This window comes from Caballeronia arvi (assembly GCF_001544695.2).
Taxonomy (GTDB): domain Bacteria; phylum Pseudomonadota; class Gammaproteobacteria; order Burkholderiales; family Burkholderiaceae; genus Caballeronia; species Caballeronia arvi.
The window spans coordinates 139,556-152,845 of the sequence record NZ_FCOM02000003.1 but is presented as its reverse complement, the minus strand read 5'-3'; the positions used below and the strand labels follow the sequence as shown (position 1 = coordinate 152,845).

The following is a 13,290-nucleotide window of genomic DNA, read 5'->3' as shown; positions in this document are numbered from 1 at the left end:
CAAGCAGGGCGGTTCGATGCATTTTGCATGCATTGAACCGCATCGAATAACGCATGCAGCATTCAATTCAAGGAGGCGCTGTGGCGGAGCCATCCATTCTGATCGAGCGCGACGGCGATATCGCGACGGTCGTCATCGACCGGCCCGGGAAGCTCAACGCGATGACCAAGCCTCTCTGGGGCTCGCTGGGCGAAACCATCGAGACGCTGTCCGGCGACGATTCGCTGCGCTGCATCGTGCTGCGCGGCGCGGGCGAGAAGGCGTTTTCGCCGGGCAACGATATCGGCGAGTTCCGCACGGATCGCGCCAATGTCGAGCAGGCGCGTGCCTACGGCGCGATCATGCATCGCACTTTGCATGCATTACGCGAATGCCGCCATCCGATCGTCGCGATGATTCACGGCATCTGCGTCGGCGGCGGCCTCGAGATCGCGGCCATGTGCGATCTGCGCATCTGCGGTGAATCGAGCCGCTTCGGCGTGCCCATCAAGAACCTCGGCCTTGTGATGGCGCATGCCGAAATGGAAGGTCTCGTGCGTCTCGCGGGGCCGGCCGCCGCGCTCGAAATTCTTCTCGAAGGACGCATCTTCGATGCGCGGGAAGCGCTTGCGAAAGGACTCGTCACGCGCGTCGTCGCGGACGGCGAAGTCACGGCGCATGCGGACGAAACGGCGCGGCGCATCGCGGACGGCGCGCCGCTCGTCGCGCGCTGGCACAAGCAGTTCGTGCGCCGCGTGATGGACCCCGCGCCACTCGCCGACGCGGAACGCAACGAAGGCTTCGCCTGCTTCGGCACCGAGGATTTCCGCACCGGCTATCAGGCTTTCCTCGACAAGATCAAACCGCAATTCAAGGGACGTTGACATGGCAGATACGAAACCAGGGACCGCCGCAGGCGCAGGACCGCTCGCAGGCATGCGCGTGATCGAACTCGCGCACATCATGTCCGGGCCGATCTGCGGGATGATGCTCGCGGACATGGGCGCCGACGTCATCAAGGTCGAAAAGATTCCCAATGGCGACGATTGCAGGCGTTTCGCGCCGATTCTCGCGAGCGGCGAGTCGGCATCGTTCATGATCGTGAACCGCAACAAGCGGGGCATCGCGCTCAATCTGAAGACCGAAGGCGGTAAGGAAGTGCTGAGGAAGTTGCTCGCGAGCGCGGATGTCGTGACAGAAAACTATCGGCGCGGCACGATGGAAAAGCTCGGCATGGGCTACGAAACGCTCAGGGCGATGAACCCCGGCCTCATCTACTGTGCGATATCGGGTTATGGTCGCAGCGGGCCGATGGCCGACAAGGGCGGCTTCGATCTGATCGCGCAAGGTTTGAGCGGCCTGATGAGCATGACCGGCGAGCCGGGGCAGGCGCCGATCAAGGCGGGTTCCCCCGTCACCGACATCAACGCGGGCATTCTGGCGGCGCTCGGCATCAGCGCGGCCTATGCGCGCAAGCAGGCGACCGGTCTCGGCCAGATGGTCGATACGTCGCTCTTCGAAGCCGGCCTGCAGCAAATGTACTGGGCCTTCGCGAACTACTTCGCCGACGGCACCGTATTGCCGAAAGCGGGCTCCGCGAATCCGACGAGCGCGCCGTATCAGGCGTTTCGCACGCGCGATGGCTGGGTCAATATCGGCGCGGCGAATCAGAACAACTACGAGCGTCTCGTCGACGTGTTGAAGATTCCCGGTCTCGCCGATGACGAACGCTTTCAGACGAACGCGGGCCGCCTGAAGCATCGCGAGGCGCTGGTCGCGATTCTGACCGCGCGGCTCGGCGAACGCACCACGGACGAATGGCTCGCGAGCTTCGACGAGATCGGCCTGCCGAGCGGCGCGGTGCTCGGCGTCCCGGAGGCGTCGTCGCACGAGCAGGCCATCGCGCGCGGGATGATCGTCGAAACGGAGCATCCGCTTGCGGGCCCGATGCGCGGCATCGGCTTGCCGATTCACTTCTCCGAGGGATGCACGAAGGCTTCACGTCCCGCGCCGCTGCTCGGGCAACACACCGGCGAGGTGCTCGGCGAGTACGGCTTCGACGACGCGCGCATCCAGGCGCTGAAGGACGAGGGCGCGATTCTCGAAACCGAAGTGCCGGCGTGACGTCGGCATGCGAGCGGATGGTTTTATGCATTCGTCATGCAAAATGCAGCGCTATGATCGATGCCTGATTCCACTTCATCGCCACGACTCGCCATGACGCTCGCACCTCCTCCCACCGCCCGCGTGGGCGATACGCTCGCATCCGTCGCCACGCCTTCCCTGACGCTCGACCTCGACGCCTTCGACGCCAATCTCGCGGCGATGTCCGCGTTTGCGGCGCGACATGGCGTCGCCTTGCGGCCGCATGCGAAGGCGCACAAGTCCAGCGAGATTGCGAAGCGTCAGATCGAAGCGGGCGCGGTCGGCGTGTGCTGCCAGAAGCTGTCGGAGGCCTATCCGTTCGCGGCGGCGGGTATTGCGAGCATTCATGTGAGCAACGAGTTCGTCGGCGCGGACAAGCTGGCGATGGCCGTCGAGCTCGCATCGCATGTGCGGCTTTCGGTGTGCGTGGATGCGTTGCCGCAAGTGAAGGCACTCGGCGACGCGGCCGCGCGCGCCGGCGTGTCGATCGACGTGCTGCCGGAAATCGACGCCGGCCAGCATCGCTGCGGCGTGACGAGCGAAGATGCGCTGCTTGCACTCGTCGATGGCATCGCCGGGCAGAGCGCGCTGAAGTTCGCGGGCATTCAGGCTTATCACGGCGGCATTCAGCACGTCGCCGACTGGAGCGCCCGCAAGACCGAAGCGCAGCGCGCCGCGGACATTGCCGCACGCTATGTGCGCGCGCTCGATGTACGCGGCGTGCGTTGCGCCATCGTGACGGGCGGCGGCACGGGCACCGTCGAATTCGATGCAAGCAGCGGCGTCTTCAACGAACTGCAACCCGGCTCGTATCTCTTCATGGACGGCGACTACGGCGGCATTGGCTGGAGCGGCGAACTGCGCTGGCGTCATAGCCTTTTCGTGCTGTCGACGGTCATGAGCGCGACGCGTCCCGGCATGGCCGTATGCGATGTCGGTCTCAAGGGTCTCGCGGTCGATTCGGGCTTGCCGCGCAGCGCGCATTGGCTGGATACGAATATCGAGGCCGCGCTGACGTATGTCTCCGCAAACGACGAGCATGGCATGCTGCAAGCGCAGCACGCGCCCGACGACGACTTCGCGCGGCTCGTCGGCCAACGTCTTTTGTTGCCGCCGGGACATTGCGATCCGACCGTGAATCTCTACGACGAATACGTGTGCTATCGCGGCGAGCGCGTGACGGACATATGGCCGATCGACGCGCGCGGTCTCTCGCGCTAGGCCGATGATTCCTTGAGCGGATAGATCGTCGCGATCAGCGCATCGAGATCGGAGACGATCAGCCCGACGACGAACTGCGCCACTTCCTGCGCGCCGTGCGTTGGCTTTTGCGCCGCAAGCATGTCCTTCAGCTCGCGCGCCGAAGAACGCACGTGCGCGAGCTTCGCATCGTCCTGACGATTCGAGGCGAGCACGCTTGCGAGCGCCTCGAACAACCCTTGTAGTTCGCGTCCTGTCGCGCCGAGCCGCAACGCGCAGGTATCGCGGTCCCAACGCGATACCGCCTTTGCAAGAAAGAGCGCATCGCCATGCAGACGCCGTAGAAAGGGCGCGGCTTTGTCGATGGCGTCGGAGCGGCGATTCTGTACGAGCACGATGATGTGTTCGCGCTCGGCCTCCTTCAACGCGTCGTCGAGTGCTTTCTGCGCGTCCGTGCTTTGCGTTTCGAGGCGCTGCGCGCGGGCATCGTCGTGATCGCCCGACAGATACAGTCCGATCAACTGACCGAGGCTCCTCAACGTATCCGCGACGCTGTGATGCGCGGCGTCGAGTGCACGATTCGGCCAAAGCGCGGACACGACGAACGACGATGCCGCGCCGATCAATATCTCCAGCACGCGATGCATCGGCCGCTCGTATGGCGAGCCGGGACCGGCGGGAATCAGCACGACGATCACGAGCGTCACGCACGCGAGCCTGAACGCAGGCCGCTTCGCACTCAACGCGGCAAGCGGCAGGAGCGCCACGCTGAAGACCGCGAGCGGCGCCGCGCCACGCTGCATCGCGACGATGCCGAGCACGCCCGCGACCGCGCCGATGAAGGCGCCGATGATCTGATCGCGCGCGGTATCGACGGCTTGCGTGAGGCTCGGCTGCGTCACGATCACGAGCGTCGTGATGAGCGCCCAGTATCCTTCGGGCAGCGCGGCGAGCCGCGCGGCGCCGTAACTGATCGCGCAACTCATCAGGGTGCGCAGCAGCCGTCTGGCTTCGGGTGCGCCGAAGAAAGCGTGCAGGCGGCGTCGCGTGCGGATGATCGCGGTCATGCGGTCTCTTTCGATGATGAAACGGAACGGATAGTGGCGACGCGACACACGCGCGCGTCCGCACTGCATTATGCCAATGCGGTGCGGGGCGAGATGGAAGGAGGGGAATCAGCGGGAAAAAGAAACAAGGCGGTACGCATGTTCCCGCTTGCAGAACACGCGTACCGCCCTGGTATCGCGAACAACCGAAGTCTCGACGAAACGTCAGGGTGTGTCGTCAGGTAAGCATCGGCACCGCTTCGATCAGCGCAAGCCCGAGTAACGCCCCGAGGGTCGCGCCGATGAGCTTCGGATGCCAGCGGTCCAGATGCAGCGCCGTGAGCAGCGCGCCGATCAGGATGACGCCGAGCAAGGCGAAAACGACGACCAGATAGCCGATTTCGAACTCGTTATTGATAAGCACGACGTTGGCCTCCCGCCGGCTTGAAACCGGCTGACTTGCGCATTGCGCCGCGCTGCGACACCTATCGATCCGCTTGCGCGACAACTCAATTATATGTCACGTTGTGATGTATTCAAGTATTGAAACCGGCGTGCGGATCGCGCACTTAACGGCCGGGCCCGGCGTTGAGCGGCAAGGTCGAGGCGCGCGCGCTGTCGGCGGTCATCTTCGATGCGCTCGGCTTGTAACCGTTCGACAGCAGCAGGAAGGCCATGATGTCGGCGTAGTCCTGGTCCTTGAGCTTGCCCGGACGATCGGCGGGCATGTTGGTCGCCATGTAGGTGAAGATGCCGCCGACTGTCAGATGAGAATTCGATGCCGGCGCGAACGAAGGTCCTTGCAACGCGGGCGCCGTCACGCCCTGAAGCTGCGCGCCGTGGCACTTGGCGCACGCGCTCGAATAGAGCGTCTTGCCGTGCGTCGTTTGCGCCTGTTCGAACGATGGCGGCGCGACGCTGCCTTCGTTCGCGACCTTGATGAAGCGGCCCGCGCGCGCGGCGTTCATATCTGCGAGGACGATGCCATCAGGCGTGTCGCGATGGCGTGCGGTCGAAGCAGTTTGCGCGGGCAGGAGCCATTTCTTCGTCAATGCCTTCAATTGACCATCGCTGCTCATGGACGTGAGCACATCGTCGATACGCCCGCGTAGTGCAGCGGCTTTATCGCCGAATGCGAACGTCAGTTGCCACTCCGCATACGGCGAGTCGGTGGCCGCCACCGCGAAGCTGCGTGCGGGATGCGCGTTGCGATAAGCGACGACCGCGGGGTACCAGACGATCGCGCGTTGCGCACGTCCGTCCGCGACCGCTTCGACCGTCGCGGCCGATGTGTTCTCGAGATCAAGCGTCACGTCCGACGCTTGCACGGCGATCAGCTGCGCGGGGCTCGCATAGGTCGCGGCGATCGCGCGCTTTGCGGCGTCCTTCAGTTCAGCGCCGGGCGCTTCGATGCTGACATAGCCCGCGCGCAGATAGCCGCGCGAGAAGCGCATCTTGCCGCCGGATGCATCGGCGACGGCGGAACGCGGAAAGCCCGCGATCACATCGCAATTGCGTGCGAGTGTCTTGTCGAGTTCCTTGAGCGATACGCCGTCGTCGTCGCCTTCTCCGATGCCGTTCGCAACGAACGTCGCCGCAATATTGGCGCGCGCGAAGACGGCCTGCGCGACGCTGCGATCCAGCGCCGCCGACGGACTGCCGGGAAACGTGCAGATTTTCACGGCGGCTTCGGATGGCGAAGGCGTGAGCACGACGCATGCGGCGAGCATGCTTGCCGCGCGAAGGGAGTTGAATGAATGATTCATGTCGATGCGTCCGATGATGTCGATGAACACCGCGAACGCGCGCTGAAACGCGCTCGCGATTCGATCAGATGTTTTCAGGTGCGATTGAGCGCGAACACATAGAGCGTGCCGCCGCGCGGCACTTTGTCCGCGGCCTTCGCCATCGGGCCACCCCAGATTGGGTTCGCGCCGCCATAGCCCGCGAGAATTGCTACGTATTCCTTGCCATCGATTTCATAGACCGAAGGCTGCGCGATGATGCCGCTCGCGAGCTTGGGGCTTTGCCACAGGACCTTGCCGCTCTTTTCATCGAACGCGTAGAGATGGCCATCGAGCGAGCCGCTGAATGCGAGGCCGCCCGCCGTCGTCGCGACCCCGCCGTTCCAGGGCAGCTTCGTCCAGTGGCTCCATACTTTCTTGCCCGTATCGACGTCGATCGCCTGCAGTTCGCCATAGCCCTTGCTGTTCGGCTCGGGCTTGATCTCGAAGCCTTCGCCGAGGTAGGGCAGGCCTTCCATGTACGTCACCGACTTGCCCGATAGAGACATGCACGCATGCAGCGCGGGCACGATCGCGAGATGCTCTTCCGGATCGTATGAAACGGACCACCAGTTCTTGCCGCCCAGAAAGCTCGGGCATGTCTCGATGGTGGTGCCCGTCTTCGGATACTTGGAGGCATCCTGAATCGGCTTGCCATCGTCCGTATAACCGGTGACCGAAGTCGCGGTGACGAAAGGTCGCGCATAGATCAGCTTGCCGTTGCTGCGGTCGATCGCATGAAAGAAGCCGTTGCGGTCCGCATGAATGATCGCGTCGTAATCCTTGCCCTCATACTTGATGTTCGCGAGCACGGGCGTGTTGACGCCGTCATAGTCCCACGTGTCGTGCGCCGTGTATTGATAGTGCCACTTGAGATCGCCCGTCTTCGGATCGAGCGCGAGCAGCGAATCGGAATAGAGATTGTCGCCGGGGCGAAGATCGGCAAGCCACGGCCCCGGATTGCCGACGCCCCAGTAGAGCGTCTTGCTCTTGGCGTCATAGGTGCCGGTGAGCCATGCGGGCGCGCCGCCGTGATCCTGCATGCCATCGGGCCACGTGTTGCCGCCGGGTTCCTTCGCGCCGGGCACGGTAAAGCGTTTCCACAGCACCTTGCCGTCATTCGGATCGAGTGCCGCGATGAAGCCGCGCGCGCCATACTCGCCGCCCGCGCTGCCGACGACGAGCGCGCCATCGAGCGCGAGTGGCGCAAGCGAGAACGCGTAGCCCACGCCCGGATCGAACATCGCTTTCTTCCATACGAGCGCGCCCGTTTGCGCATCGAGCGCGGCCACTTCGCCGTTCAGCATCGCGACATAGACGTTCTTGCCGTATAGCGCGACACCGCGATTGATCACATCGCAACATGCGGTCTTGAACGATCGCGCATCGAGATTCGGTTCGTATTTCCAGAGCTGCTTGCCCGTTGCGGCATCGAAGGCATAGACGTTGTCCTTTGGCGTCGTCACGAAGAGAAAGCGTCCGTTGACGATGGGTGTCGCTTCGAAGCCTTGCTGCAGTTCCTTTGGAAACTTGTAGCTCCATACCTGCTTCAGGCCCTTCACGTTGCTCGTGTCGATCTGCTTGAGCGGCGAGTGCGCATGACCGTTATACGTGCGGTAGTAGGTGAGCCAGCCCGGATCGTCTTGCGCGCTCGTGAGGCGTTCATAGCTGACATCCGGATACTGCGCCGGCGTGCTGCCTGCCGCGATGGCCGGATGTTGCGCCACGCCGAATGCCGCAACGGCGCCTGCTGCAAGCGCCGCGATGCGCATGGCCGGACTGAAGCGAGTCTTCATCGTTGTCTCCTGGGTATTGTAGGTACGACGTCTTCCTGAATCTCGATAGCAATGCGAAACGGTTGCGGATTCATCAAGGCAAGTCATGTGCCATTCATGATTCATGCTCGCGTGCGCCTTGCTGCATGCGGATCTCATGCGCCAACTGATGCATGCGAGCGCCTGATGCCGTTCATGCCGGTGTGTTGCATCGTGGAACAGTGGGACGTTGGGCGTGTTGCCCGATGTGACAACGCGGCTTCAGTCGAGCCAGCCGAGACGGCGCGCTTCTTCGATGAAGCGATACACATCCGCCGCAAGTCCCGACATGCCGAAGCGCGCTTCGATCTCGCCGATGATGTGGTCGAGCTCGCGCGTGCCATCGCAGCGTGCGAGTATCTCGCCCGCGCTGCGGTTCAGTTCGACGCTGCCGTGCGGATGCACGATCTCGCACGAGCGCATATCCGCATGCCAATGCAGCTTCAATGGCGCGCGCAAACGCGGGCGCGTCGGTGCGCCCGCACGCGCGGTCGTTGTGTTCATGTGGAGCAGGGGAAGAGGGTGCGAGCCCGAATGCCGAAAGGCATCCGGGCCTTGGTTACCGACGCATCAGCGCGTGGCGATATACATCGTGATCTCGAAGCCGAAGCGCAGATCGGTGAAGGCAGGCGTCGTCCATTGCATGTTCATCTCCTTGGTGATGTTCGAGTGAGATCGCGAACGGTTTCGCAATCGGACCTCGAAAATGCAAGCTCCGTGCCTTCGATGAAGAGACCGTGCATGTGCACGCTCCCGGCTTTCAGATTGGTTTCGACGGAGCAGGGTCGCCGTGCCTCTTCGGGACGAAGGTGTATCGAAGTGGAACACTGCAGTGAACAGTTCATTGCTCCATCGATGAACAGGCGGGCATCTTGCGATAGATCGTGTTACGGGAAACCCCTAAGGCGCGCGCGGCCGCGGATACATTGCCGCGATGACGCGCGAGCGCCGCAGCGATCACGGATGCCGTGACTTCCTGCAGACGCCCCGAAGCGAGGGCCGATGAAGCGCATGCTTCGGACATGCTTTGTGCATCGATGCGGGGTTCGTCGAAGAAGTCGTCCGGAAGATGTTCGCGCCGAATGCAGCCGTCGTCGTCCACCATCGCGGCGGCGGTGCGCAACAGATTGCACAGTTGCCGAAAATTGCCGGGCCAGGCGTAGCGCTCGAACAGCGCCATCACTTCGTCGTCGATGGACAGATGCATGCCGCACGATACATCGACGCTCACGGCGTGCAGCATCTTCGTGATCACAGCGGCGAGGTCGGTGCGCTCGCGCAACGGCGGCAACTTCACGACGAGCCCGTTCAAGCGGTAATACAGGTCCTCGCGAAAGCGGTTCTGCTCGATCATCTCGCGCAAGTTGCGATGCGTCGCGCAGATGATGGCGACATCGACCGGTATCGATTTGCTCGAACCGAGCGGATCGACGACGCGTTCCTGCAGCACGCGCAGGAGCCGCACTTGCAGCGGGTAGGGCATGTCGCCGATTTCGTCGAGAAACAGCGTGCCGCCGTTCGCCTGCAACAGCTTGCCGGCCGCGCCCTTGCGCCGCGCGCCGGTGAACGCGCCTTCCTCATAACCGAACAGTTCCGATTCGATCAGGTGCTCCGGAATCGATGCACAATTCACCGCGACGAAAGGCCCTGCGCGACGCGGTGAATCGCCGTGGATGGCTTGCGCGAGCAGTTCCTTGCCCGTGCCCGTTTCGCCCGTGATGAGGATCGGTATGTCCTTGCCGATGACCTTGCGCACCTTGCCGATGACGGCGCCCACTTTCGGGTCGCCCGTGTCGAGCGACGCGAGCTTCGACGATGCATCGATCGCAGCCGATACGCGCGGCGCAGGCCTGACCGTTGCCGGAGCAGACGTCATTTCTGCGATCGGCGCGCGGTTCAGGCGCACGCGCGCGCATACGACGGTTCCGTTGTTCAGGTCGAGCGTGATATGCGGCGTGCGGCACGAACGCGAACGATCGATCAGTTGCGCGCTCGTCAATCCGAATAACGATGACAGCGTATGCGCGCGCAAAGCGGAGAGCGGCAGGCCGAATTGAAACTGCGCGCTGCGATTGGCGGAGAGGAAGCGCCCATCGCAGGTAAAGGCCATGATGCCTTCCATCAGTGTGCCGAGGAATTCGTGCCGGCCATGAAATGCGATTTGCAACATCCCCTGAAAAGTGCTGGAAAACAGATGGTTTTCGATCATCTGCACGGACATGCGCGCGAGCGCCATCGTGTGGCGATGGTAGCTCCGATGATCGCCCGTCACATCGAGCACGCCGATCAGATCGCCGTACGGATCGAGGATCGGCACGCTGGAGCAGGTGAGAAAGCGGTTGGCGGCGAGATAGTGCTGGTCGCCATGCACGACAGTGGCGGTGCGTTCCGCGATAGCCGTGCCGATCGCGTTGGTCCCTTGGCGTTCCTCGGCCCAGTTTGCGCCGGCCCTGAGCGCGACCTTCTCCGCGCGCGCGAGGAAGTCGTCGTCGCCTGTCGAATGAAGAATGAGTCCTTGCGCATCGGTCAGCACGATCATGCTCTGCGTGTTGACGATCTGGTCGCGCAGCGTTTCCATCACCGGTGTCGCGTGCGCGCACAGTACGCGATTCTGTTCGAGCTTGAGCAGGAGCTCGCCTTCGGTCAGCACATCGTAGTCCGGTCGCGTCGACGCGTTCAGCCCGAACGTCTCCGAGCGCTCATGCGCCTGTCGAATCGAGGGAATGAGCCAGCCGCTCTCGCGTTCATCGTGGGAAGCCGCGGTTTCGCGGAAATCGTCTTGCATCGTCTCCTCCGTGTGCAAGTGCCGGTCGTGTCGCCGGACATCTGAGCACTGACAACAGCAAGTCCCGCGCCAACAAGTGGAGACGATTTCGAGTGTCAGCAAAACGAAAGGAGGCGCTTGTCGTGGTCCTTTGCATCCAAAATGCCAGGTGGCGTTTTGCGTTATGCGTTTTGCATGTTGAATTACAAGCCGGTCCTGCCCGCCATGAGCACGAGACGCAGGCCAAGCGCGGTGATCACGCTCGCGGCGATGCGGTCGATCCACTTCTTGGCGCGCAGATACATTTCGCGCGGCCGCTCGCTGGAGAATCCGAGCGCGACGATGGTGTACCAGCCAGTCTCGATGGCGAAGACCATCGGCGGCAATACGATGTAGCACCAAAGCGGAGGATGTTGCGGCAAGAGCGCGGCGAAGATGCTGCCGTACCAGATCGCGGTTTTCGGATTGCTCAATTGCGTTGTAAGCCCGAGCCAGAACGATTTGCGCGCGCTTCTGGCGAGCACGGGCGCATCGTCTCGAGCCGGCATGTGCATCGGCTGCGCGGCGCCGCGCCAGATCTTCGACGCGATATAGATCAGATAGAGGCCGCCTGCAACCTTCAGTCCGATGTAGAGCCATTCGACGGCGACGAGCAGCGTATAGAGTCCCGCGAGCGCGAGGCCGCCGAAGAAGATGCCGCCCACGCCCATGCCGAGCGCGGTCGCGAGACCATCGGCGCGCGATATGCCGATGGCGTTGCGTGCAACGATCACGAAGCTCGGTCCGGGAATCATCGCGCCCAGCAGCAGCGAGAAAAGAATGGCGAGTACGGCGTGGGATGCGGTCATCGGCTTGTCTCCTGCGAACGTGTTTTGAATGCGGAATGCAACTCGCACGATTGCATGCATGATACGGCGCGCTAGGCGCCGCCGCTCGCGACGCTGTCTTCGTGAACCGCGCGATTGCGTCCGGCCCGTTTGGCGAGATAGAGCGCGGAATCGGCGCCGTTGAGCAGCTTGAGCGCGTTGTCGGCGAGACGTGGCGAGGTCGTCGCGCAGCCGATGCTGATCGTCAGCACGCCCTTGGGCGCGGCGCTGTTCGCGATGGCGAGTCCTTCCACTTTCATCCTGAGGCGTTCCGCGAACGTGAACGCGCCGTTCGCGGCCGTGCCCGGCAGCACGACCACGAATTCCTCGCCGCCATAGCGCGCGACGATATCGCCGGGACGCTTCGCGGAATTCTGTATGCAATCGGCCACCGCCGTAAGCGCATCGTCGCCCATCGCGTGACCGTACGTGTCGTTATAGAGCTTGAAGTAGTCGACGTCGACGAACAGCGCGGAGAGCGGCTGATCGGCGCGGCGCGCACGCCGCCATTCCTCGTCGAGCCGGCGGTCGAGCGCGCGGCGATTGAACAGGCCGGTGAGCGCATCCGTGCCCGCGAGACGTTGCAGCTTCTCTTGCGCGATTGCGCGCGAGCGCAGCGAGATCGCCAGCAGCCAGGAGATGATGACGAAGCCGCCGCCGAACATCAGCGTCAGGCCGCCTATCACGATGCTGCGCTGGCGCCATGCCGCGAGCACGTCGTTTTCCGCGGGTGCGACTGCGGCGATCAGATGCGTGCCCGGCACGTGCTGAAAGGTATAGAGCCGCCGTACGCCGTCGATGGGCGAGCTCGAGATGTAAGAGCCAGAGGGCGCGTCCTTCATCAAGGCGAAGCTCGGCGACTTCGCGACATATCCCGCTTCGTCCGGCCGCAATGCGGGCTTGCGCGCGATCATCACGCCGTCCTGCTGCACGATGAACACCGAGCCGGAATGACCAACGTTCACGCGCGAAAGCAGATTGTTGAAGTAGGCGACGTTCAACGCGATGACAGCGACGCCTGCGAACGAGCCATCCGGTGCATCGATGCGCCGGCTCATCGCGAGCGAGGTCACGCCCTTGCGAAGCCGCGATGCGTAGGGTCCGGAAATGAACAGGCCCGCGTCGCGTTGTCCGGCGTGAATCTTGAAGTAATCGCGATCGTCGAAGAGCAGATCGGCGTGCTGCGAAGGATCGCGTTCGAGAACGATACGTCCTTCGCGATTCATCACGAACGCACCGCCGACATAGTTCATGCCGGTCGCGCCATCGAAAACGACGAGCTTGCGTAGATCCGGCGGGAGCGCCATCACGGCGGGATTTTGCACGCCGCTCACGATGGTGCGTAGCGACAGGTCGCTCGCTTCGACGTTGCGCGCGATATCGGCGCTCAGGGTGGCGACCAGATTGGCCGATGCGAAATGCGCGTTCTGCAGCGCTTGCGCGCGTCCCTGCCAGAGCGCGGCGAACGACAGCACGGCCATTGAAATGGCGATAGCGGTGCCGAGGAGTCCGGCGAGTACCGGAAATCGCGAGAAGGACTCGGCGAAACGCATTGCAGCAGTGCTGTTGCGTCGCAACAGCCGGCGACTGACCACGCGTCCGGTCTTGCGAACGGCATTCAAACTGGCGGGCATTCAGGTTCTCCGCACGGCGCCCTTTCCCTGACGACTGCGTCGAAAACTCCGTGATGGA

Annotated in this window: 12 protein-coding genes; 3 read left to right on the top strand and 9 right to left on the bottom strand. The window is 63.2% G+C overall.

The window, feature by feature from the left end:
* The first annotated feature begins 53 nt into the window (after positions 1-53).
* From AWB74_RS05450 to AWB74_RS05440, 3 genes are all read left to right on the top strand, one after another.
* Entirely contained in the window at positions 54-863 is an 810-nt protein-coding gene (locus tag AWB74_RS05450; protein ID WP_087038850.1) for an enoyl-CoA hydratase/isomerase family protein, read from the top strand.
* Between the two features lies 1 nt (position 864).
* Complete coding sequence (locus AWB74_RS05445; protein ID WP_061145748.1) at positions 865-2,103, top strand: CaiB/BaiF CoA transferase family protein; 1,239 nt, start codon at positions 865-867, stop codon at positions 2,101-2,103.
* Positions 2,104-2,196: 93 nt separating this feature from the next.
* A complete protein-coding gene (locus AWB74_RS05440) occupies positions 2,197-3,345 on the top strand; it encodes a DSD1 family PLP-dependent enzyme (RefSeq protein ID WP_061145747.1) in 1,149 nt (382 codons plus the stop codon).
* Here AWB74_RS05440 and AWB74_RS05435 read toward each other — a convergent pair.
* The 9 genes from AWB74_RS05435 to AWB74_RS05395 form a co-directional block, all read right to left on the bottom strand.
* Positions 3,342-4,391 (bottom strand): FUSC family protein, encoded by a 1,050-nt coding sequence (locus AWB74_RS05435; protein ID WP_061145906.1) that lies wholly within the window; start codon positions 4,389-4,391, stop codon positions 3,342-3,344. The two genes, AWB74_RS05440 and AWB74_RS05435, sit on opposite strands and share 4 nt — an antisense overlap.
* Before the next feature lie 217 nt (positions 4,392-4,608).
* A complete protein-coding gene (locus AWB74_RS05430; RefSeq protein WP_014252544.1) occupies positions 4,609-4,794 on the bottom strand; it encodes a hypothetical protein in 186 nt (61 codons plus the stop codon).
* Between the two features lie 145 nt (positions 4,795-4,939).
* On the bottom strand, positions 4,940-6,136 hold the full coding sequence (locus tag AWB74_RS05425) for a c-type cytochrome (protein WP_061145905.1): 1,197 nt from the start codon (positions 6,134-6,136) through the stop codon (positions 4,940-4,942).
* 74 nt (positions 6,137-6,210) lie between these two features.
* Entirely contained in the window at positions 6,211-7,950 is a 1,740-nt protein-coding gene (locus tag AWB74_RS05420) for a methanol/ethanol family PQQ-dependent dehydrogenase (protein ID WP_061145746.1), read from the bottom strand.
* Positions 7,951-8,190: 240 nt separating this feature from the next.
* Entirely contained in the window at positions 8,191-8,472 is a 282-nt protein-coding gene (gene pqqD, locus AWB74_RS05415; protein ID WP_061145745.1) for a pyrroloquinoline quinone biosynthesis peptide chaperone PqqD, read from the bottom strand.
* Between the two features lie 66 nt (positions 8,473-8,538).
* Positions 8,539-8,613: a pyrroloquinoline quinone precursor peptide PqqA gene (gene pqqA / locus AWB74_RS05410; protein WP_008347847.1), complete on the bottom strand. Its 75-nt coding sequence runs from the start codon at positions 8,611-8,613 to the stop codon at positions 8,539-8,541.
* 196 nt (positions 8,614-8,809) lie between these two features.
* The gene (locus AWB74_RS05405; RefSeq protein WP_061145904.1) at positions 8,810-10,753 is read right to left on the bottom strand and encodes a sigma-54-dependent Fis family transcriptional regulator; all 1,944 of its coding nucleotides are present in this window, start codon (positions 10,751-10,753) and stop codon (positions 8,810-8,812) included.
* Positions 10,754-10,935: 182 nt separating this feature from the next.
* Positions 10,936-11,580 carry a LysE family translocator gene (locus AWB74_RS05400; protein WP_061145744.1) on the bottom strand — a complete coding sequence of 215 codons (645 nt, stop codon included), beginning with the start codon at positions 11,578-11,580 and terminating at the stop codon, positions 10,936-10,938.
* A gap of 71 nt (positions 11,581-11,651) precedes the next feature.
* The gene (locus tag AWB74_RS05395; RefSeq protein WP_235024487.1) at positions 11,652-13,232 is read right to left on the bottom strand and encodes a sensor domain-containing diguanylate cyclase; all 1,581 of its coding nucleotides are present in this window, start codon (positions 13,230-13,232) and stop codon (positions 11,652-11,654) included.
* Positions 13,233-13,290 lie beyond the last annotated feature (58 nt).